The 24,101-nt window shown below is 64.1% G+C and carries 5 protein-coding genes; 2 read left to right on the top strand and 3 right to left on the bottom strand.

The features are described from left to right. Nucleotides 1-205 precede the first annotated feature (205 nt). Nucleotides 206-13,630: a non-ribosomal peptide synthetase gene (locus tag BN2156_RS29565; RefSeq protein ID WP_456152360.1), complete on the top strand. Its 13,425-nt coding sequence runs from the start codon at nucleotides 206-208 to the stop codon at nucleotides 13,628-13,630. Between the two features lie 8 nt (nucleotides 13,631-13,638). On the opposite strand, the gene BN2156_RS29560 is transcribed toward BN2156_RS29565, so the two are convergent. From BN2156_RS29560 to pks2, 3 genes are all read right to left on the bottom strand, one after another. Continuing rightward, nucleotides 13,639-14,304 carry a methyltransferase family protein gene (locus tag BN2156_RS29560; RefSeq protein WP_090518390.1) on the bottom strand — a complete coding sequence of 222 codons (666 nt, stop codon included), beginning with the start codon at nucleotides 14,302-14,304 and terminating at the stop codon, nucleotides 13,639-13,641. Between the two features lie 36 nt (nucleotides 14,305-14,340). Next, nucleotides 14,341-15,153 (bottom strand): GAP family protein, encoded by an 813-nt coding sequence (locus tag BN2156_RS29555; RefSeq protein WP_264035380.1) that lies wholly within the window; start codon nucleotides 15,151-15,153, stop codon nucleotides 14,341-14,343. Nucleotides 15,154-15,603: 450 nt separating this feature from the next. Beyond that, nucleotides 15,604-21,921, bottom strand: a complete 6,318-nt coding sequence (pks2, locus tag BN2156_RS29550; protein ID WP_268872695.1) for a sulfolipid-1 biosynthesis phthioceranic/hydroxyphthioceranic acid synthase — start codon at nucleotides 21,919-21,921, stop codon at nucleotides 15,604-15,606. A gap of 426 nt (nucleotides 21,922-22,347) precedes the next feature. Between pks2 and BN2156_RS29545 the strand changes: the two genes are divergently transcribed. After that, nucleotides 22,348-24,087 carry an AMP-binding protein gene (locus BN2156_RS29545; protein ID WP_090518388.1) on the top strand — a complete coding sequence of 580 codons (1,740 nt, stop codon included), beginning with the start codon at nucleotides 22,348-22,350 and terminating at the stop codon, nucleotides 24,085-24,087. Nucleotides 24,088-24,101 lie beyond the last annotated feature (14 nt).

Below are 24,101 nucleotides of genomic sequence, written 5' to 3'. Positions count from 1 at the left end.
GTTCGGCGTCCGTCATCGCCCGGTGACCCGACGTTCGCAACGTTCGGATCATTCAGCCTGCGGGGATCGGAGAGGCAGTGGAATTTCGCACCGATGTGATTGACGAGGCGTCATCATGACTGCTGATCTGTCCCGGCGGCTGTCGTCGATGGACTTGTGGGACGAGGACGATCACTCTGAGTTGTTCGAGTGGGGCAATAGTGCGGTGTTGTCGGCCTCGGTGACCGAGACTTCGGTTCCGGAGGCATTTGCCGTGCAGGCGGTTCGCGTTCCGGATGCGGTGGCCGTCAGTTTTGGTGGTTGTTCGTTGTGTTATCGGGAGCTGGACGAGGCGTCGAATCGGTTGGCGCGTTTGTTGGTTGGTGTGGGCGCGGGGCCGGGGACGTCTGTGGGTTTGTTGACGGGGCGGTCGGCTGATGCGGTTGTTGCGATTTTGGGTGTGTTGAAGTCGGGGGCGGCGTATCTGCCGATGGATCCGGTGGTGCCCGATGCGCGGATCGAGTTCATGATCGCTGATGCGGGGCCGGTCGCGGTGTTGACCACGGCTGAGCTGGCCGAGCGGCTCGACGGATGTGGTGTGCCGGTGATCGATCTCGAGGATCCCCGAGTTGATGCTCAGTCTAGTACTGCGCTGCCGGCGCCGGCGCCGGATGATATCGCGCACATCATCTATACGTCGGGGACCACTGGGGTGCCGAAAGGCGTTGCGGTTACCCATCAGAACGTGACCCGACTTTTCGATGCGCTGGATGTGGGTATCGAGTTGGGGCCGCAGCAGGTGTGGACCCAATGTTCGTCGTTGGCGTTTGACTATTCGGTATGGGAGATCTGGGGCGCTCTGCTGCATGGTGGACGTCTGGTGGTGGTGCCCGAGGCGGTGACGCGCTCGCCGCAGGAGCTGCAGGCGTTGGTGGTCGGCGAGGGAGTTACTGTGTTGAGTCAGACTCCTTCTGCAGTAGGGGTTTTGGATCCGGCGGCGCTGGGTTCTGTGGCTGCGTTGATGGTGGCGGCCGAAGCCTGCCCGTCAGATGTGGTGGATCGGTGGGCGCCGGGCCGGGTGATGATCAACGGCTACGGCCCGACGGAGACCACGGTGTACGCCACGATCAGCAAGCCGTTGAAGAAGACCGAACAGGCGGGTCCGTCGAGTGTGCCGATTGGTGTGCCGGTGCCGGGCGCGGCGTTGTTTGTCTTGGATCGGTGGTTGCGTCCGGTGCCTGCCGGTGTGGTGGGTGAGTTGTATGTCGCCGGCCGCGGGGTGAGTGCGGGCTACCTGGGGCGGGCCGGTTTGACCGGGTCGCGGTTCGTGCCGTGTCCGTTCGGCGGATCTGGTGCTCGGATGTACCGGACCGGGGACCTGGTGTCGTGGGGCGCTGATGGACAGTTGCGGTATGCCGGGCGGGCTGATGATCAGGTGAAGATCCGTGGCTATCGCATTGAGTTGGGTGAGATCCAGTCGGCGTTGGCTGATGTGGAGGGTGTGCAGCAGGCGGTGGTGATCGCCCGTGAGGACCAGCCCGGCGATAAGCGTTTGGTCGGTTACATCACCGGCGCGGCCGATCCTGGGCAGGTGCGTGCCGCGCTGGCCGACCGGCTGCCCTCGTACATGGTGCCCACGGCCGTGGTGGTGCTGGATGCGTTGCCACTGACCGTGAACGGCAAGCTCGACAAGCGCGCCTTGCCCGCACCGGACTACACCGGTGATCGGTACCGGGCTCCCAGCACCGCCACCGAGGAAATCCTCACTGGGATCTACGCCCAGGTGCTCGGGCTGGAGCGGGTCGGGGTCGACGATTCCTTCTTCGATCTGGGCGGAGATTCACTGTCTGCGACTCGGTTGGTCAATGCGATCAACACCTGCCTGGATGCCGATCTTGCGGTTCGTTCGGTGTTCGAGACACCGACGGTGGCCGGGCTGGCGAGAGGTGTCAATGCCGGTGCCGGTGGGCGGGCGCGGTTGGAGGCTCGGCAGCGGCCGCCGGTGATCCCGTTGTCGTATGCCCAGCAGCGGTTGTGGTTCCTCGATCAGTTGGAGGGGCCGTCGCCGACCTACAACATGGCGATGGCGCTGCGGCTCAGTGGACGCTTGGATGTCGGCGCACTGGGTCAGGCGTTGGCGGACGTGGTGGACCGGCATGAATCGTTGCGCACGGTGTTTCGTGCGGTTGGTGGTGTCCCGGAGCAGCTGGTTGTGCCTTCCGGGCAAGTCGATTTCCGATGGCAGGTCATTGATGCCGGCGGCTGGTCAGCAGAGGACCTGCGAGAGGCCGTCGAGGGGGCGGCCGGCCACAGATTCGATTTGTCGGTCGAGAGCCCGCTGAGCGCAACACTTTTCCGCTTGGATCAGGACGAGTACGTGCTGGTCGGGGTCCTGCACCATATCGCTGGGGACGGTTCGTCGGTAGCGCCATTGTTGGCAGATCTCGGCGCGGCCTATACGAGCAGGTCTTCGGGCGGAGCGCCGCAGTGGGCGCCGTTACCGGTTCAGTACGTGGATTACACGTTGTGGCAACGTGAGCATCTGGGTGATCTGGCCGACCCTGACAGTCGCATTGGCGGGCAGGTGGCGTACTGGCGAAATGCGTTGGCGGGCCTGCCCGAGCGGTTGGACTTGCCCACGGACCGGCCGTATCCGCGCGTCGCCGACTATCGTGGAGCAAGCGTGGCGGTGGATTGGCCCGCAGAACTTCAGCAGCGGGTCGCCCAGCTGGCACGTGAGCACAACGCGACCAGTTTCATGGTGATCCAAGCTGCACTGGCGGTGCTGTTGGCCAAGACCAGTGCCAGTACCGATGTGGCGATGGGGATCGCCACCGCCGGTCGTAGTGATCCAGCCCTGGATGCGTTGGTGGGCTGCTTCGTCAATACCTTGGTGCTTCGGGTCGATGCGAGCGGCGAACTCACCGTCGCTGACCTGTTGGCCCAGGTGCGCCAGCGCAGCCTGGCCGCCTACGACAATCAGGATGTGCCGTTCGAAGTGCTGGTCGAACGGCTCAACCCCGTGCGAACCCTGACACATCATCCCCTGGTTCAGGTGTTGTTGTCCTGGCAGAACTTTGTCGGTGGCTCTGCCCCGGGGGCAGCGTTTGGTGACGTGCAGGCCAGCCCGCTTTCCGCGGAAACCCACACCGCCCGAATGGATTTGACGTTCACTCTGTCAGAACATTTCACCGAAGACGGTCAGCCCGATGGAATCGGCGGATCGGTGGAGTTCCGCACCGACGTGTACGACGCCGCCAGCATCGAAACGCTGATCGAGCGGTGGCAGCGGGTACTGATGGCGATGACCTCTGACTCGACCCGGCGGTTGTCGTCGGTGGATCTGCTCGATGACCCCGACCAAGTCCGTCTGGACTTACTTGGCAACCGGGCGGTGTTGACCGAGCCTGTGGCTGCGATGTCGATTCCGGTGTCGTTCGCCGAGCAGGTGGCTCGGGTGCCAAATGCGGTCGCATTGACCTGTGACGGTCGTGCGATGACCTATCGCGAGCTGGATGAAGCCTCGAATCGGTTGTCGCACTTCCTGGTTTCCCACGGCGCGGGTCCGGGGCAGTGCGTGGTGCTGTTCTTCAACCGATGCGCCGAAGCGGTGGTGTCGATCCTGGCCGTGCTCAAGACCGGGGCGGCCTATCTGCCGATCGAACCGGCAGTTCCGGATGCGCGGGCGCGGTTCATGATCTCCGATGCCACGCCGGTGGCCGCTGTGACGACAGCCGGATTGACGCATCGGCTCGAAGGGGCGGGCCTGGTCGTCATCGATGTCAACGACCCACGTGTCGACGGGTATCCGGTCACCGCCCTGCCGGCGCCGGAGCCGGACGATATCGCCTACATCATGTACACCTCGGGCACCACGGGTGTCCCGAAAGGAGTGGCGATCACCCACGCCAACGTGACCCAGCTTCTAGAGACAATGCCTCCGGCTTTGGTGACATCGGAACAGGTGTGGACGCAGTGGCACTCCTTGGTCTTCGACGTCTCGGTATGGGACATCTTCGGTGCGTTGCTGCATGGTGGTCGGCTGGTAGTGGTCCCCGAGTCGGTGGCGCACTCTCCGCAGGATCTGCATGCCCTTCTCGTCAGCGAGCGGGTCACAGTGTTGAGTCAGACCCCGTCGGCAGTGGGGATGCTGTCGGCTGAGGGTTTGGAGTCGACGGCGCTCGTGGTGGCGGGTGAGGCCTGCCCGGCTGACGTGGTGGACCGGTGGGCGCAGGACAGGGTGATGATCAACGCCTACGGTCCGACCGAGGCGACGGTGTACGCCACGATCAGCGCCCCGTTGGTTCCCGGTTCAGGTGCGGTGCCGATCGGTGCGCCGGTGTCCGGGGCGGCATTGTTCGTCCTGGACCAGTGGCTACGCCCGGTGCCTGTGGGCGTGGTCGGCGAGCTGTATGTGGCCGGCCGGGGAGTCGGGGTGGGGTATGTGCGCCGGGCGGGGCTGTCCGCGTCCAGGTTTGTGGCGTGCCCGTTCGGCGGAGACGGAGCGCCTGGAATACGTATGTATCGAACCGGCGATTTGGTGTCGTGGGGTATTGACGGGCAGTTGCGGTATCTGGGGCGTGCGGATGAGCAGGTCAAGATCCGCGGGTATCGCATCGAACTCGGTGAAATCCGGTCGGCGCTGGCCGATATCGACGGGGTTGCACAGGCGGTAGTGGTTGCCCGTGAAGATCGGCCCGGCGACAAGCGCCTGGTCGGTTATGTCACCGAGTTGGACGCCGGGGTAGTGGATCCGGTCCAGATTCGGTCTGTGCTGGCTCAGCGGTTGCCCGCATACATGGTGCCGGCGGCGATCGTGGTGATCGATGCGCTGCCGTTGACGGTCAACGGCAAGCTGGACCGGCGGGCTCTGCCGGCCCCGGAGTACTCGGCCGTCGACCGGTACCGGGCCCCGGCCACACCCACCGAGGAGATACTGGCCGGCATCTACGCCCAGGTGCTCGGGTTGGAACGGGTTGGAGCCGATGACTCGTTCTTCGATCTCGGTGGGGACTCTCTGTCGGCGATGAGGGTGATCGCCGCGATCAACAACGCTCTGGACGTCGGAGTCGCAGTGCGAACCGTGTTCGAAGCATCCACGGTAGCCCAGCTGGCGGGGCGTATCGGTGACGGCACAGCCGGATTGCCGCCATTGACGAGAGTCGAGCGGCCCGATGTGTTGCCGTTGTCATATGCGCAGCAACGGTTGTGGTTCTTGAGCCAGTTCGAGGGCGAGGCTGCGACCTACAACATGCCGACCGCGTTCCGGATCGGCGGAAGCCTGGATGTAGAGGCGTTGGGCGCGGCGCTGGCCGATGTGGTCGGCCGCCATGAGTCGCTGCGCACGGTGTTTGCCGCGCGTGACGGGCTGCCCCGGCAGGTTGTCGTCTCCGCCGATCAAGCCGATTTCGGGTGGCAGGTCGTTGATGCCAGTGGCTGGTCACCTGATCGGCTGATGGAAGCGATCGGCGCGGCCGTGTGTTACAACTTCGACCTCGAAACCGAAATACCGGTGCGTGCATGGCTTTTCCGCGTTGCGGAGGACGACCATGTGTTCGTGGCGGTGGTGCACCATATCGCCGGAGACGGCTCGTCGGTCGGCCCGCTGGTGCGTGACCTGGGAGTCGCGTACGCGAGCCGGTGCACGGGACGGGCGCCGGATTGGGCGCCGCTGCCGGTGCAATATGTGGATTACACGCTGTGGCAACGTGAGTATCTGGGTGATCTTGCCGATGCGGACAGTCGGATATCTTCGCAGGTGGCGTACTGGGAGAACGCGTTGGCGGGCATGCCGGAGAGGTTGGCGTTGCCCACCGACCGGCCGTATCCGGCGGTGGCCGATTACCGTGGCGCCAGTGTGGCGGTGGACTGGCCGGCACATCTGCAGCAACTGGTTACACGGGTGGCTCGCGAGCACAATGCAACCAGTTTCATGGTGATGCAGGCCGGACTGTCGGTCCTGTTGTCGAATCTGAGCGCCAGTCCCGATGTGGCGGTGGGGTTTCCGATTGCCGGACGCAACGATCCGGCACTGGAAGATTTGGTCGGGTTCTTCGTCAACACCTTGGTGCTGCGGGTCGACCTGGCCGGCGATCCGACCGTCGCCGAGTTGTTGGAGCAGGTGCGCCAGCGCAGCCTCAGTGCCTTTGAGCACCAGGATGTTCCGTTCGAGGTATTGGTGGATCGGCTCAACCCGACTCGCAGCCTCACCCATCACCCGCTGATCCAGGTGATGTTCGCCTGGCAGAACTTTGCCGGGCAGAACGGCGATGCCCCCGCGACCGAGGCCGCCATGGGCGATCTGCGGGCCACGCCGTTGTCTGCCGAGACCCACACCGCTCGGATGGATCTGGCGTTCTTCCTGCGGGAACGTTGGACCGAAGACGGTGAGCCGGACGGGATCTACGGGTCGGTGGAGTTCCGCACCGATGTGTACGACACTGCCACCATCGAGGCGCTGATCCAGCGATTCGAGCGGGTGTTGCAGGCGATGGTCGCCGCCCCGGGCGGCTTGTTGTCGTCCCTGGATGTGTTGGATGCCGCCGAGCGCATCGAACTGGATGAGATCGGCAACCGGAAGGTGCTGTCTCAGGCGGTGACACCGGTGTCGATCCCGGTGATCTTCGCTGAACAGGTCGTACGCGACCCCGACGCGGTGGCGGTACGCTTCGACGGTCGCTCGATGTCCTATCAGGAGTTGGACGAGGCGTCGAATCGGTTGGCGCGCTTGCTGATCAGTCACGGTGCAGGCCCGGGAAAATGTGTGGCCCTGCTCTTCAACCGCTGCGCCGAGGCGATCGTGTCGATCATGGCCGTGCTGAAGACCGGCGCAGCGTATCTGCCGATCGACCCGGTCCATCCCGATTCACGGATCGAATTCATGCTCGACGACGCCACTCCGATCGCCGCTGTCACCACGGCCGCGCTGGCTGATCGGTTGGACGGCCACGAGCTGTTGGTCATCGACGTCGACGATCCAGCCGTCGAGTCTTTCGAGTGCGCTGAGTTGCCCGCGCCCAGTGCCGACGACGTCGCCTACATCATCTACACATCGGGGACAACAGGGACGCCGAAAGGCGTTGCTATCGCACATCACAACGTAACCCAGTTGCTCGATTCCCTGGACCCGAGCCTGACCGCACCGGGGACGGCCTGGACGCAGTGGCACTCCTACAGCTTCGACATCTCGGGCTGGGAGATCTTCATGGTCCTCCTGCATGGCGGTCGGCTCGTCGTGGTGCCCGAGTCGGTGGCGCTGTCCCCGACGGAGTTCCACGCCCTACTGGTCGACGAGAAAGTCGACGTACTGGGCCAGACCCCGTCTGCGGTGGGAGCGGTGTCCCCCGAGGGTTTGGATTCGGTGGCCTTGCTGGTGGGAGGCGAGGCTTGTCCGGCTGAAGTAGTGGAACGTTGGGCGCCGGGCCGAGCGATGATCAATCAATACGGTCCGACCGAAACCACGATGTGGGTGGCGATCAGTGAGCCGTTGAAGGCAGCGGGTGACGGCGGGTCGGGAGTCGTTCCGATTGGCTATCCGATGCCGGGCACCGCGTTGTTCGTGCTGGATCGATGGCTGCGGCCAGTGCCGACGGGTGTGATCGGTGAACTGTACGTGGCGGGCCGCGGTGTGGGAGTTGGGTATTGGCGGCGGCCGGGTTTGACCGCGTCACGGTTCATGGCTTGCCCGTTCGGCGGGGTAGGAAACCGGATGTACCGCACCGGCGATCTGGTGCGCTGGGGTGCGGACGGTCAACTGCTGTACGAAGGACGTGCTGATGAGCAGGTCAAGATCCGCGGGTACCGCATCGAACTCGGTGAGATCCAGGCGGTACTGGCGGGCCATCCGCGGGTAGCGCAGGCGGTGGTCGTTGCTCAGCCCCCCGCGTCGATCGCGGGTCAGACAGAACACAGCAGCGACAAGCTGTTGGGTGGCTACGTTGTGCTGGATCCCGAGATGATGCTCGTCCGGGAGCCCGACCGCGAGGCGCGACTCGTCGAGCAGTGGCGGGGTGTGTGGGGCGGCGTCTATTCGGAGCCGGCACCCGAGGCCGATGAACCGGTGGAGCTGGGAGAGGATTTCGGCGGGTGGATCAGCAGCTACACGGGTGAGCCTATCCCGCTGGATCAGATGCAGGAATGGCGGTCGGCCACGGTAGATCGGATCATGGCCCTTCGCCCACAACGGGTCCTCGAAATCGGCGTGGGATCAGGGCTTCTGCTGTCGCAGATCGCCCCTGAATGCATGGAGTATTGGGGCACCGACTTATCGGCGCCGACGATTCAGAAGCTGCAGGCGGCCGTGGCATCGCAGTCGTGGCGAGATCGAGTTCAGCTTCGGGTTCAGCCGGCGGATGTTCCAGATGGGCTGCCGGAAGGGCATTTCGATGTCGTGGTACTCAACTCGGTGATCCAGTACTTTCCCAGTGCGGGCTATCTGATGGATGTGCTGGCAGCGGTGACGAAGCTGTTGGCGCCGGGCGGGGCGGTGTTCCTCGGCGACGTGCGCAACCTATCGCTACTGCGGGCTTTCACCACTGGGATCGTGTGTGCCGATCCGTCCGTTGGTGGGGACACGGCGGGGCTGGTTCGCGAGCGGGTGCGCCGGGAAATGGTTGCCGAGCAAGAACTCCTGCTGACGCCGGAGTTCTTCACCGAGTTGCCGCAGCAGCTCGGCGAGATCGGTGCGGTCCAAATAGAGCTCAAACGGATGCGCGCGGTGAACGAACTGAGCACCTACCGCTATGACGTGATCCTGCGAAAGGCCCCGGTGTCGGTACGTTCGGCGGCGCAGTTGCCTACGGAGTCATGGCAGCGGTTCGGAAGCCTGGCCAGATTGGGCTCGTATCTGCGATCCCAGCAGCTACCGGAGCTGCGGGTAACCGGGGTGCCGCACGCCGGTATGTCGGCGGACGTGCGGCTGGCTCAAGCGCTGGACCAGGCCAGGGACGGGCTGCCAGTCGGTGAACTGCGCGGTGAAGAATGCCCGACGGACGCGGTGCTGCCTTACCAGTGTCATCTTTTAGGGGACGAACTGGGATACCTCACGTCCGTGACCTGGTCGCCCACTGTCGGTCTGGTGGACATCGTCTTCACGCGCGCCACCGATGCACCGCCGGCGCTGTCGGATCTCTACCTGCCGGCCACCCAGGTCGGCTCCCTTGCCGGGTACGTCAACGATCCGGCGGCAATCGAACGCGTGACTGAACTGCGCGCCTATCTGACCGAAAGACTGCCCGAGTACATGGTGCCCGCGTCGATCACTGTGCTGGATGCACTCCCGCTGACCGTCAACGGCAAGTTGGACAAGCGGGCTTTGCCTGCACCGGAGTTCCACAGCGGGGTGGCATACCGGGCGCCGCAGACTCAACGTGAACGGGCGCTGGCAGCACTGTTCAGCGACATACTCGGAGGCACCCGGGTCGGTATTGATGACTCCTTCTTTGATTTGGGTGGGCATTCACTGTCGGCGACACGGTTGCTCGCCCGTATCCGGACCGAACTCGGCGTCGCGATACCGATCCGGGTGTTGTTCGACGTATCGACCGTGGCCGGATTGGCCGACTGGATCTGCCTGCATGCCGGGGAACGGCCAGGTGTGTCGTTGACGGTCCAACAGCGGCCCCCGGTGTTGCCGTTGTCGTACGCCCAACAACGATTGTGGTTCTTGGAGCAGTTGCAGGGCCCGTCACCGATCTACAACATGCCGACGGCGTATCGGATCAGCGGCCCGTTGGATGTTGCGGCGATGGGTTCGGCGCTGGCGGATGTGGTGGGCCGTCATGAGAGCCTGCGCACGTTGCTCGCAGTATCAGAGGGGGCGCCCCGGCAGGTGATACTGGAGCCTGAGCAGGCTGATTTCGGGTGGCAGGTCATCGATGCCACTGGTTGGGCGGGTGAGCAACTGGAGGAAGCCGTCGGCGACGCGGTGCGGCATTGCTTCGATCTGGCTTCTGAGATTCCATTGCGTGCAACTCTTTTCCGTGTCGCTGACGGTGAGCACGTGTTGGTGGTGGTGGTGCACCATATTGCGGCAGACGGTTGGTCGATCGCTCCATTGGTGGCTGACCTGGGGGTGGCCTATACCGCCCGGTGTGTCGGACGGGCTCCGGAATGGTCGCCGCTACCGGTGCAGTACGCCGATTATGCTTTGTGGCAACGGGACTGGCTGGGGGATGAGTCTGACGCCGACAGTGTGATCGCCGAACAGGTGGCCTACTGGGAACAAGAGTTGGCCGGTTTACCCGAGCGTTTGGAGCTGCCCACAGATCGGCCGTATCCGCCGGTGGCCAACTACCAAGGGGCAAGCGTGGCGGTGGATTGGCCGCCGGAACTGCAGCAGGAGATCGCCCGGGTGGCGCGTGAGCACAACGCGACCGGCTTCATGGTGATGCAGGCGGCACTGGCGGTGATGTTGTTGCAGTTGAGTGCCAGTTCTGATGTGGCAGTGGGCTTTGCGATCGCCGGGCGTAATGATCCCGCACTAGACGATCTGGTGGGGTTCTTCGTCAACACAGTGGTGTTGCGGACGGATCTTTCCGGAGACCCCACGGTCGCCGAGTTGTTGGAGCAGGTGCGTCAGCGCAGCCTGGGGGCGTTTGAGCATCAGGACGTGCCGTTCGAGGTACTGGTCGAGAGGCTCAATCCGACGCGGAGCCTGACCCATCATCCGCTGGTGCAGGTGCTGCTGACGTGGCAGAACTTGCCCTGGACGCAGAACAGTGGTGATTCCGCTGTGGAAACGACGATGGGCGATGTTCGAGTCAACCCGCTGGCGGCGGAAACCCGCACCGCCCGAATGGACTTGACGTTCGCTCTGGAGGATCGTTGGACCGAGGCCGGTGAGCCTGCGGGTATCGGTGGTTCGGTGGAGTTTCGTACCGATGTGTTCGATGCGGCGACTATCGAGGGGCTGATTGCGCGGTTGCAGCGGGTGTTGGTGGCGATGACGGTGGATTCGGCTCGGCGGGTGTCGTCGATCGATGTGTTGGACGTTGTCGAGCATGCTCGTTTGGATGTGGTCGGCAACCGTGGGGCGTTGTTGGCGCCTGTGAGTGGTAGGGGCTCGATTCCGGAGGTGTTTGCGCGACAGGTGGCTGGTAGCCCGGATGCTGCGGCGCTGACTTTTGGTGGTTGTTCGTTGTGTTATCGGGAGCTGGACGAGGCGTCGAATCGGTTGGCGCGTTTGTTGGTTGGTGTGGGCGCGGGTCCGGGGACGTCTGTGGGTTTGTTGACGGGGCGGTCGGCTGATGCGGTTGTGTCGATCCTGGCCGTGCTCAAGACCGGGGCGGCCTATCTGCCGATGGATCCGGTGGTGCCCGATACGCGGATCGAGTTCATGATCGGCGACGCCAAGCCAGTCGCCGCGCTGAGCGGCGGTGCTCTGAGTGAGCGTCTGCGTGCCTGCGGGGTTGAAGTCATCGATGTGAGGGATCGGCGGATCGATGATCAGCCGAGCAGTGCTTTGCCGGTGCCGGCTGCGGATGATGTTGCGTACGTGATCTACACGTCGGGTACGACGGGTGTTCCGAAGGGGGTGGCGGTTCCGCATGGCAACGTCACCGGCTTGGTGACGTCGTTGGATGTGGGTTTGCCGTCTGTGGGGGTGTGGTCGCAGTGGCATTCGTATGCGTTTGATGTGTCGGTGTGGGAGATCTGGGGCGCTCTGCTGCATGGTGGACGTCTGGTGGTGGTGCCCGAGGCGGTGGTGGCTTCGCCGGATGAGTTGCACGACTTGCTGGTTGCCGAGCATGTGACGGTGTTGAACCAGACGCCGTCTGCTGCGGCGGCGTTGTCGTCGGATGGTTTGGAGTCGACGGCGTTGGTGGTGGCTGGTGAGGCGTGTCCTGCGGAGTTGGTGGATCGGTGGGCACGGGGCCGGTTGATGGTCAATGGTTATGGGCCGACGGAGACGTGGTACACGTCGTTCAGTGCGCCGCTGGTGGCGGGGTCGAAGGCGGTGCCGATCGGTAGGCCGGTGCCGGGCGCGGCGTTGTTTGTCTTGGATCGGTGGTTGCGTCCGGTGGTGCCGGGGGTGGTTGGTGAGTTGTATGTGGCTGGTTCTGGTGTGGCGAGTGGGTATTTGGGTCGGGGTGGGTTGACCGGGTCGCGGTTTGTGGCGTGTCCTTTCGCTGCGGGGCAGCGGATGTATCGGACTGGGGATCTGGTGCGTTGGGGTGTTGACGGGCAGTTGCACTATTTGGGTCGGGCTGACGAGCAGGTGAAGATTCGTGGGTATCGCATCGAGTTGGGTGAGATCCAAACGGTCCTGGCCGATCTGGAGGGTGTGGATCAGGCGGCGGTGATCGCTCGTGAGGACCGGCCGGGCGACAAACGCCTCGTGGGTTATGTCACCGAGTCAATCAGCGGGACAGTGGATCCGGCGGCGCTGCGGGCGCAGCTGACGCAGCGATTGCCGGCGTATATGGTTCCGGCAGCTGTGATGGTGTTGGACACCTTGCCGTTGACGGTGAATGGGAAGTTGGATCGTCGGGCTCTGCCGGTGCCGGGGTATGTCGATGCTCGGCAGTATCGTGCTCCGGCGACGCCTACTGAGGAGATTCTGGCGGGGGTCTATGCCGAGGTTTTGGGTGTGGAGCGGGTAGGGGTCGATGAGTCGTTCTTCGATCTGGGTGGTGATTCCCTGTCTGCGATGCGGGTGATCGCCGCTGCCAATGCCCGTTTGGGTGCCGAGTTGGCGGTGCGGGTGATGTTCGATGCGCCGACGGTGCGCAGTTTGGCTGCGCAGGTCGGTCGGGATGAGAGTTCGCAAGAAGTGGTCCCGGTCGAGATTCTGAAGGCGGGTGAAGGTGTTCCGTTGTGTTGTGTCCATGACGGTTTCGGGTTGAGTTGGTCGTATCGGGCATTGGGCCAGTATGTCGATGGCCCGATCGTCGGTATCAACCGAGCTTCACCCGATGGCGAGGCCGAAGCGCTGTCCATCCAGGCTATGGCGGCGAACTACGCAGATCGGCTGCAGGAGCTGTATCCGGTTGGGCCGTATCGGATTCTGGGCTGGTCATTCGGTGGTGTGGTCGCTCATGCATTGGCTGTGGAGCTTCAGCGGCGCGGGTGTGAGGTTGAGCGGTTGGTGTTGCTCGACGGCCTGTTGAACCCGAACAGATTCTGGAAGAGCATCACCAGGAAGATCGCGAGCACTCGAGCGGTGGCCGAAGGATGGGTTCTGGATTACATCCTGCGGACCAACAATGCTCGGGTCCCAGTGCATTGGGGACCGCTGAGCTATTCGCGAATGGCTGACATCCTTGCGCAACAGGGTTCCAGTCCTCCGTCGCGGCAGTTGGTCGAATTCATGGCGCGCAGTGTGAGCTCGGGTCAGTTGTTGTTGCTCGACCATGAGCCGGATGTGTTCGACGGCGACGTGGTGATGTTTTCGGCTGCGCGACGTCGAAATGCTGCGATCGGTTCTGGGATCGTGTCGCGGTGGGCGAGTCTGCGGAACCGAGGGGCTGCCCGGTCCCTTCTGCAGAGTTGGCGACCGTACGTTTCCGGTGAGATCGAGGTAGTGCCGGTCGACTGCACCCACTTCGAAATGTTCATCCCGGAATCGCTGGGCGCGTACGCACAACAGCTCAAATCACTACTGGAAAGTGCCAGAGCATCGACTTGTAACGATGCATTACCGGAACCCTAGCCCGTCCGTCACCAAATGAGCGGAAGCATGCGGTAGCGAACCTTTTGTGTGTACTCGCGATATCCGTCCAGTTCTTCGCGAAGTAGCCGTTCTTCGTCGTAGATGCGGAAGACAAGCACCAAAAGGCATGGGACGGCGAAGAGAAGCCCCCAGTAGGAACCGAGCGCAAGAGGGATCCCGGCCAATAGAAATATGTCGCTGGTGTACATGGGATGCCGAACCAGCCGGTACAAGCCGGTGGACACAAGTTCCTGGCCGTCCTCGACACGGATTGTCACGGCCGCATGGCTGTTCTGCGCGAGGACCAGCGTCAGGCCGCCAACTCCGACCGCGACCAGAACGTTGCCGAGCAGAGAGATCGATGTCGGAACCGCGGACCAGCCGAAGCGATGGTCCAATGCGCTGACCACAATCATCGCCGCCCACAGCAGCAACAAGGTGGTCGCAAGGACCTTTTGTGGCTTTCGGGTCTCTGTGGCCGGCATCCGGCGCTCGAGGACAGCGGGATTCGTGCGCAGGAAGTAGCCGCCGGCAACCCATCCAGAGATGACAATCACCGCGAGAAATACCCACCCTTGCCAGTACTGGACTGTGCCGGCCGGCAGGAACACCAGTAGTGCAACGATCAAGATGCCAAGCGTGCCGCTGGCCAGCGTTTTCATCAGAGATTTCATGGCACCTCCAGCCCTCCGCCCTGATCGATCGGCATCTCAGAGACCGCCCATGCCTCGGAGCACCAGGGACGCCCCGACCACCACACAGATGGCTGCCGCGAAAGTCTGACGATGTGCGGTGGCCCATTCATGCAACTTGCGCAGCGCGGCTTGGGTTTTCACCGGTGCAACGGCATTGCTGACGAGAATGAACTCTTCCACGAGAAGTACGCCGAAGACGAACGCGATCAGTGCGACCAACTGGATCTCGAACGAGGCACCCGAGGCGACGACGATGGCCAGGGCGAAAAGAACCCCGTCGAGTGGCGGGACCACAATGACACCGATGACGAAGGGGATCCACGGGGACCCGTTCTGCCACGCCTCGCGGACGCGCCCGACCAATCCCCGGGATTTGGGATCGGCGTCGGCATCGTCGGAGTTGGAGTACAACAGCCTGGTGATCGCCGGAGGTGCGCCGGAATCATCCACGAGTGTCGAGGTGGCGACGCCGCCGTCGCCCGCCGACCTCCGATGGCTGCCGGCGGGGACAGGTTTCCGTAGCACGTTGCGGGCCAACAGGAATACGGCGACCGCCAGGAGCACTATGCCGATGCTGATTGTGATGCGCTGTGTGAGCGGGTCTGTCGTCGGGTGCGCAAACTTCTTCGCGAAAGCGGACGAGGCCGGTGTGGAGTGGAGCACGACCAGTGGAATGACAAGGCTGGCGATCCCGATCAGCACTGCGCCTGCCCAGTAGGCGAGCAGGTTCTGCACGGGCCGCGGCCGCGAGAGTACCAACAGGATGATTCCGAGACGCACAGGATTGATCGTTGTCAAAAGTGCCAGTACTACCAACGAGCCCCACATGACCGGAATCCTACCTCTTGTGATATTTGCTGCTGGGTTTCTCGAAACTTGATCTTGAGTAACTTGGTCGCTCGCGGCCCTGCGATTCCGCCAGGCTGCACAATTCATGACGACGGGAACTCGAACCGCGTGACCTCATCGCCCACCGCCTCCTCGTGCTAGGTGAAACTCTGGTGCCCTTCCTCCGATTCATCGGTATCACGATCTTCAGAATGATTGTCAAATAACCAGTTTCATAACATCGACCCCGGGGTAGCCGTCGTGACGGTCAAGAACCGTCGATCGGCTGAGTACCCGCCGGGAGCTGTGGACGCGGGGTGGGAGGAAGTGGCCGGTGATCCGCCGCGGTATCCGTGCTCTGACTTGTCCGGTCGACAGGCATGGGAGTCTCGACGTCTATATGTGTGTTTGCTGCGAACACGCTGATCGATCTGCATGCCCTTCCGCATCTCAGGCAGCCCCCGCAGGAAGGAGCTTCTCGCACAGCAGGTCCGCCAAACCGCGTACGGTCGTGATCCCCGTGGCAGAGATCCGTATGCCGGTTTCGTTCTCTATACGGGTGCGTAATTCGAGTGCTCCCAGCGAGTCCATGCCGTATTCGGAGAGTGGTCGGTCGGGATCGACACTGCGGCGCAGGATCACGCTCACCTGATCGGAGATGACATGCTGTACCTTCGCAGGCCACTCGTCCGGCGGCAGCGCCTCGAGTTCCGCACGCAACTTGTTGGTGCCCGTCGTTGTTTGACCGGTAGACCTGAATGCCTCGGCGAAGGGGCTCCGTTCAGCGAACACGGACAACCACGGCGCGCCCGTGATCGGCGCATATCCGGTGTACGCGCGGTCATGGCGCAGTAGAGCCTCGAACGCGTAAGCACCTTCGTCAGGAGCGATCGCGATGCCGGCGCCTTCGGCCAAGGCAGTGCCGCGGCCGATCTGGCCCCAGGCGCCCCATGCGATGGCGGTGCCCGGCAATCCCTGCGATCGCCGCCACAAACTGAAGGCATCCAGCCAGCTGTTGGCGGCAGCGTATGCGCCCTGACCCGGTGAACCGACCAGCGCCGCGGCCGACGAGAAGGAGCAGAACCAGTCCAAAGGCTGGTCCGCGGTGGCGGTGTGCAGGTTCCATGCACCGTAAACCTTTGGTGCCCAGTCACGGTCGATGAGCTCATCGGTGATGTTGGTCAGCGCCGCGTCCTCGATAACGCCCGCCGCGTGCAACACGCCGCGCAGGGGATGCCCATCGGCGGTGGCTACGGCCACCAATCGCTCGGCGGTGCCCGGCTCGGCGATGTCCCCGCACTCGACGAGTACGTCGACACCCGTGGCACGGATACGCTCGAGGATCTCCGACGCCCGAGCGGTTGGCTGCGTGCGAGAGGACAGCACAATTCGTCCACATCCACTGGCCGCCATCTTCTCGGCGATGAACAATCCGAGACCGCCGAGGCCACCGGTGATGATGTACGCGCCGTCGGGCCGGAACACCTGCACCTGTGACGGCGGGACCACCAGCCGGCTGGAGCCGGTGTGTGGAATGTCGAGGACGAGCTTGCCGGTGTGTTGTGCGCCGCTCATCATCCGAATCGCGTTGGCCGCGTCGGCAAGTGGGTAGCGCGTGATCTCCGGCACCGGCAGATCACCCTCCGCCGTGAGTAGGTACACCGTTTCGAGCAGCTCACGGAGTCGTTCGGGATGGCTGACGGACATCAGCGCCAGATCGACGGCGTAGAACGACAAGTTGCGGCGGAAGGGGAAGAGCCCCAACCGAGTGTCGCCGTAGATGTCTCGCTTGCCGATTTCGACGAATCGCCCGCCGAATGCCAGCAATTCGAGCCCGGCACGCTGGGCGGCGCCGGTGACCGAGTTCAGCACGATGTCGACGCCATAGCCATCGGTGTCCTGGCGGATCTGATCGGCGAACTCGAGGCTGCGAGAGTCGTATACGTGCTCGACACCCATGTCTCGCAGCAGTTGCCGTCGTTGCTCGCTGCCGGCGGTGGCGAAGATCTCCGCGCCGGCAGCGCGGGCGATGGCCATCGCTGCCTGCCCCACCCCGCCCGTTGCGGAGTGGATCAACACCTTGTCCCCGGATTTGATCCGGGCCATGTCGTTGAGCCCGTAGTAGGCGGTGGCGGTCGCGATGGTCAGTGCTGCCGCCTCGGCGTCGGTCAGGCCGGCGGGCACGGTGGCGGCCAGCTGCGCGTCGCAGGTGACGAAGGTTGCCCAGCAGCCTTCGGCGCACAGGCCGGCGACACGATCGCCGACCTGGTGGTCGGTCACGCCGGGACCGACCGCGGTGACCACGCCGGCGAAGTCGATACCGAGTTCGGGTAATCGGCCGTCGAAGGCGGGGTAGCGCCCGAACGCGACGAGCACGTCGGCGAAGTTGATGCTGGATGCGGCGACCGCGACCTCTATCTGTCCCGGCCCCGGGGGAACATGCTCGCAGGCAACAAGTTCCATCGACTCCAGGTCGCCGGGCGTACGGATCTGCAGTCGCATCCGGTCGCGTTCGAGATGGGCGATGGTGGTCCGGCGTTCCTCGGGGCGCAGCGGGGCCAGGCACAGCCGTGCGGTGTACCACCGGCCATTGCGCCACGCGGTCTCGTCCTCTTCGGACCCGCTGAGCAGTTGCCGCGCGAGCTCCCCCACGTCGGTGGCGTCGTCGACGTCGATCTGCGTGGCGGACAGGTGCGGATGTTCGGTGCCGATCACCCGGATCAGGCCTCTTAGCTCGGCCTGGTCCAGATTGGCCACATCGCCGGCGACGACCGTCTGAGCGTTGCGGGTCACGACGTACAGGCGAGGTAGTTCGCCGCTCATCTCCGGTAGTTGGCGGGCGATGTGCACCAGATGCCGCACATACTCGCGGCCCAGAAGTGGTGACTGCTCGGTGTGGTCGCCGTTGTTGGGCGAAGTCAGGACGACCACGGCGGTAAACCGGCCGTCCCGCAGATGGTTGCCGAGCTGATCGCAGGTCACCGAGTCGTCGGGTTGATTGGGCCAGCTCATGGTGGTGCATTGTGCGCCACGGTCTTTCAGGATCCTGCTCAGCTCGTCGGTGACCGCATCGGGACCGTCGGAGGCATTGATGAGCAGCCAGGATCCGGCTTCTGCGTATTCCACCTCCGGCAGTTCCCGGGGCCGCCATTCGACGGTCAGCAGTCGTTCACTGAGAACCTGATCATCGTGTCGGCTTCCGGAGATACCGGTGCCAAGGCGAAGGCCCTGCACGGTCAGCAGGACTGCGCCGTCTTTGTCGAGCACATCGATGTCGGCCTCGATACCGGAGGCGTCGGCGTTGATCAACCGCGTGTAGCAGTAGTGAGCATTGCGGGCCGAGTTGTAGATGCGTAGGCGACGCACGCCCAGCGGCAATCCCAGCACATCGCCGCCGAGGGCCTGAACGTCGGGATGAGCCTCGACCGATTGGAAGCAGGCATCGAGAAGCGCCGGATGTACGCCGTACGCGTCCTGCTGTGAGCGGATCGAGCGGGGGAGTGCGACCTCGGCGAGGACCGTGGGGGATTTCGCCTCGCCGGTACGTACGGTGACCAGACCGGTGAACGCCGGACCGTACTGGATACCATGCTGACCCACACGACTACGCACCTCGGCGCCGTCGTCGTCGCAGGGGTGGGCGACAAGGATTGCCGGTATGTCGTAGGCGGGCGGTTGCTCATCCGCGGAGGTATGCAGGACCGCGGTTGCGTGCCGGGTCTGCTGGCCGTCCTCGTCGGTCTCGACGGTGAATGTGGCGGCGCCGGGGGACGACACCGAGGCGGAGGCTCCGACCACAGTCTGTTCGTCCAGCAGCAACGCCTGCTCGAAGCGGATATCGCGGACTTCGGAAGCCTCGCCCAGCACAGCCTGGGCGGCGGCCAGTGCCATCTCGCAGAACGCCGCTCCTGGAAGTACTGCCACAGTGCGTATTTGATGATCGGCGAGCCATGGCTGGGCGGCGGTGCCGACATCGGCCTGCCACACGTATCGTTCGGGTTCCTCGCGCAGCCTGACATTGGCGCCCAGTAGCGGGTGGACTGCTATGGTGCAGCCACCGTGGGTCGGGGATTCCTGAGCGCCCCCACTGAGCCACAGCCGGCGGTGTGTCCAGGTCGGCAGTGGCGCATCTACCAGCTGACCGTCCGGGCAGAGCACCGAGAAGTCGACCTCGGCGCCTGCGCTGTGCAGGTCGATGAGAAGCCCGCGCAACCCATTCGGCAACGATTGCTGACGACGCATCGCGGCCAGCGCCGCCATCGGCGTTTCCCGGCTGCCCGCAGTCTGTTCGAGGGCCCGGGTGAGCAGCGGATGCGGTGAGAGTTCGGCGAACACCCGATGGCCGTCCTCCAGGGCAGCCTGCACCGCGCTGGCGAAGCGCACCATCCGGCGCATGTTGGTCACCCAGTAGCCGGCATCGCATACCGGCTGCTCGCGCGGGTCGAACAGAGTCGCCGAATAGAACGGAATCTCCGGTGTCATGGGCTGGAGATCGGCGAGCGCTTCGGCCAGATCATTGACGATCGGCTCCACCTGTGGGGAGTGGAAGGCGACGTCGACCGGAACCTCGCGAGCCATCACCCCACGCTTCTCCCAGTCCGCGACCAGCTCGCGCACCTTTTCTGTGGTGCCGGCGATCACGCTGGATTGTGGCGAAGCCACCACCGCCACCACGACATCGTTGATCCCACGGCCGGTCAGCTCCGAAAGGACCTGCTTGGCAGGTAATTCCACGGCGGCCGTGGCGCCCTGGCCCGCGATTCGCGACATCAGCCGAGACCGGCGGCAGATCAGGCGCAGCCCGTCCTCCAGTGACAAAGCACCTGCGACGACGGCTGCCGCGCCCTCGCCCAGAGAGTGTCCGATGACCGCACCGGGGCGCACGCCGTGCGCCTTCATGGTGGCGGCCATGGCGACCTGCATGGTGAACAAGGTCGGTTGCAGCCGGTCCTGACCTGTGACCACCTCCGGACCCGACATCGCTTCCGTGACCGAGAATCCGGACTCGGCCGCGATGATCGGTTCGGCCTGCGCCACCGTGGCGGCGAACACCGGCTCTGTCGCCAAGAGCTCGGCGCCCATTCCTGCCCACTGCGAACCCTGACCCGAGAACACCCATACCGGACCGCGATCGTCGCGCCCCACCGCGGCTTGGTACGGAGTGTCGCCATCGGCGACCTCCCGCAACACCGAGACGAGTTCCGTTCGGCTGCAAGCATTGACGGCGGTTCGCACCGGGCGGTGTACCCGTCGGCGCGCCAAGGTGTAGGCCAGGTCAGGCAAGGCGACATCGTCGTGTGCCTGCACCCAGTCGGCCAGCCGGCCGGCCGTGTGACGCAGTTCTTCAGCCGAGGTCGACGACAAGGGGAACAGCATGGGTGCCTCTGTCGACCCGGGAGCCGAGTCCTCGGCGGGTGTCGCCGGTTGCTCCGGTGCCTGTTCCAAGATGGCATGCACATTGGTCCCCGACAGCCCGTACGACGACACCGCGGCCCGGCGAGGGTGATGCCCGTTGGTGCACCACGGTGTGGTCGACTGGGGCACAAAGAGATTGGTCCGAATCTCCGCGAGCTTGTCGGGCAGGCGGTTGAAATGCAGGTTCGGTGGAACCTCGCCGTGCTGTACGGCGAGGACCGCCTTCATCAACCCGATGGCTCCCGACGCTGCCTGGGCATGGCCCAGGTTGGTCTTTACCGATGCGAGTGCACAGGGGCCATCGATGCCGTAAACCTTGGCCAGACTGGAGTATTCGATGGGGTCGCCCACCGGTGTGCCGGTGCCGTGCGCCTCGACCATACCGACAGTGCCGGGATCGACACCGGCAGCAGCCAATGCCGCTCGGTACACCGCGGTCTGTGCGGCATCCGAGGGCGTCGCGATGTTGACGGTGTGACCGTCCTGATTGGCGGCAGTGCCACGTACCACGGCGAGGATCCGGTCCCCGTCGCGCAATGCGTCCGGCAGCCGTTTGAGCAGCATCACGACGCAGCCCTCGCCGGACACGAATCCGTCGGCGGCGGCATCGAAGGCGTGGCAGCGACCGGTCGCCGAGAGCATCCCCTCCGCCGAACCCGAAGCGAACTTGCGTGGATCCAGTGCCAAGGTGGCGCTGCCGGCCATGGCGAGATCGCTCTCGCCCTCGTGCAGGCTGCGGCACGCCAGATGCACTGCGGTCAGACCCGACGAGCACGCCGTGTCCACCGTGAGCGCGGGGCCATGGACCCCGAGCGCGTAGGCGATCCGCCCGGACGCCAAGCTGAAGTTGTTGCCACTGAAGCCGTATGCGGCTTCGAGAGCTTGCGCGTCGGCGGCCAGCATCTGATAGTCGGCGTGCGTCAGGCCGACGAACACGCCCGTCGGTGAATCTGACAACGCGTCCTTGGTGAGGCCGGCATTCTCCATGGCCTCCCAGGCGGTCTCCAGCAGCAACCGATGCTGTGGATCGAGGGCAGCACTCTCACGTTCATTGATCCCGAAGAATTCGGCATCGAATCCGGCCACGTCGTCGAGAAACGCGCCCCACTTCGACACCGACCGACCGGGCACCCCGGGTTCCGGATCGTAGTATTCGTCGGCGTCCCACCGGTCGGGCGGAACCTCGGTGACCAGGTCGTCACCCCGGATCAAGGCCTCCCACAAGCGCTCGGGCGAGTCGATGCCGCCGGGGAGCCGGCAAGACATGCCGATGATGGCAACCGGAGTAACCGGCGTGCGGGGCGGGCGGGGAGCATCGAGGCCCGTGTCCGCGTTCGAAAGCCTCTCGCGCACGATTTCAGATGCGGTCAATTGCCCCTCCTCCCGGCAGGCCTTTCCGCGGTTCGGCCGCTGTCAGGCTTCGATGCCCTGTATTCGCGCGTCAGCCGCAGAATTAGGCGGCTTACGTCAAGCGCCTATTAGTGGCCCAACGCCCGTCAGGGCGGTCACAATCAATAACAGTATGTTCGCTGCGGAAAGTTGTCCCAGAATCCGATCAATCCATCGAAAAGTTGCACGCGTTCGCAAGGACTTGATGCCCTTCACCAGGCAAATACGTTGATAGTCAAGATCAGAGCCCATCGTCGTTCGCTGATCGTGACTTCGCTCGAAACGGTGGGATAGGAGGAATGACGTCGTTGTGATTCATATGGTCACGGAAATATAGTTTGCTGGCTGTTCGGGATATATGGCCGCCATTACCGCGATACTCTGGCGTCTGTGGGCGAGGCATCCATTTTGACGCTGCTGCGGGAACGAGCGGGGCTGCAGGGCGATGACACGGCGATGACGTTTGTTGACTACGAAACCGATTGGGAGGGCTCCGCCGAGAGCCTCACGTACTCGCAGCTGTATCGGCGCGCGTGCAGCGTGGCGCGAGAGCTCGGCAGGCTCGGTTCGCCGGGTGACCGCGCGCTCATCTTGGCGCCCCAAGGGCTGGACTACATCGTCGCCTTCTTCGGGGCGCTGCAAGCGGGACTGATCGCGGTTCCGCTGGCGGTACCACTCGGAGGAGTCAGCGACGAGCGGGTCAGCTCGGTACTTCAGGACGCGGCACCGACCGTCATCCTCACCAGCTCGGCTGTTGCCGGCGCAGTGACCGACTTCGTCAGATCGCAGACCGGTGAGTCGGCTCCCGCGATCGTCGAAGTCGACTTGTTGGATTTCGACGCTCCAGTGGCCCAGGGGAGCCAGGCTGAAAGTGTCACGGACACGGCCTATTTGCAGTACACGTCGGGGTCGACCCGGAACCCGGCCGGCGTGATGATGTCGCACCGAAACCTGCTTGCGAATTTCGAGCAACTGATGTCGGGCTATTTCGCGGACTTCGGAAATGTCGTCCCAGACGGCTCGTCGATCGTGTCCTGGCTGCCGTTCTATCACGACATGGGTCTGTATCTGGGGGTCTGCGGGCCGGTGCTGGCGGGCGTTCCGGCAGTGCTCATGAGCCCGGTGGCCTTCCTTCAGCGACCTGCGCGGTGGATGCAGATGCTGGCGACCAACGGCCGAACGTACACGGCTGCACCGAACTTCGCGTTTGAACTGGCGGTGCGCAAGACGTCGGACGAAGACATGGCCGGACTCGATCTCTCGGACGTGCTGGTCATCATCACCGGAAGTGAGCGCGTGCACCCGGCTACCCTCGAGCGCTTCACCCAGCGCTTCGCTCGCTTCAATCTGCCTGGAGAAGTGATACGTCCGTCCTACGGGATGGCCGAGGCCACGGTGTATATCGCAACTCGCGAAAGAGGCGAGCCGCCGGCGATCGTGCGCTTCGAATCGGAACCGCTGACCGCGGGTACCGCGCGGGCCTGCCAGAACGGAGCCGGCACGCCCCTGGTCAGCTACGGCATCCCGGTCTCGCCGATGATCCGGATCGTCGATTCCGAGACGCATACCGAGTGTCCGGCCGGAACCGTCGGAGAGATCTGGGTATACGGAGAGAACGTCGCAAGCGGCTACTGGCGCAGACCACAGGAGACCGAGTCGACGTTCGGTGCCATGATCACCGCTCCATCGGACGGCACTCCCGAGGGGCCGTGGCTGCGTACCGGGGACTCGGGATTCATGTTCGGCGACGAGCTGTTTGTCATCGGTCGCATCAAGGATCTGCTGATCGTCTACGGGCGCAATCACTCTCCCGACGACATCGAGGCCACGATCCAGGAGATCAGCCGGAGCAGATGTGCGGCCATCGCGGTCCCGGACGGCCACACCGAGAAGCTTGTCGTCATCATCGAAGTCAGGAAGTTCGCGGCCGCGCCGGAGACACCGGAGGATCAGCTCTCAGTCGTCAAACGTGAAGTGACATCGGCGATCTTCAATACGCACAGCTTGGGTGTCTCGGACCTGGTTCTGGTGCCGCCTGGTTCGATTCCCATCACGACAAGCGGCAAGGTTCGCCGTGCGGCGTGCGTCGACCAGTACCAGCAGGGCGAGTTCGCCCGCCTGGACGCGTAGTCACCTGTGCGGCG

Origin of the sequence: Mycolicibacterium neworleansense (assembly GCF_001245615.1) — a bacterium.
In the GTDB taxonomy this organism is placed as follows: Bacteria; Actinomycetota; Actinomycetes; order Mycobacteriales; family Mycobacteriaceae; genus Mycobacterium; species Mycobacterium neworleansense.
This window is presented reverse-complemented; position numbering and strand designations above follow the sequence as displayed.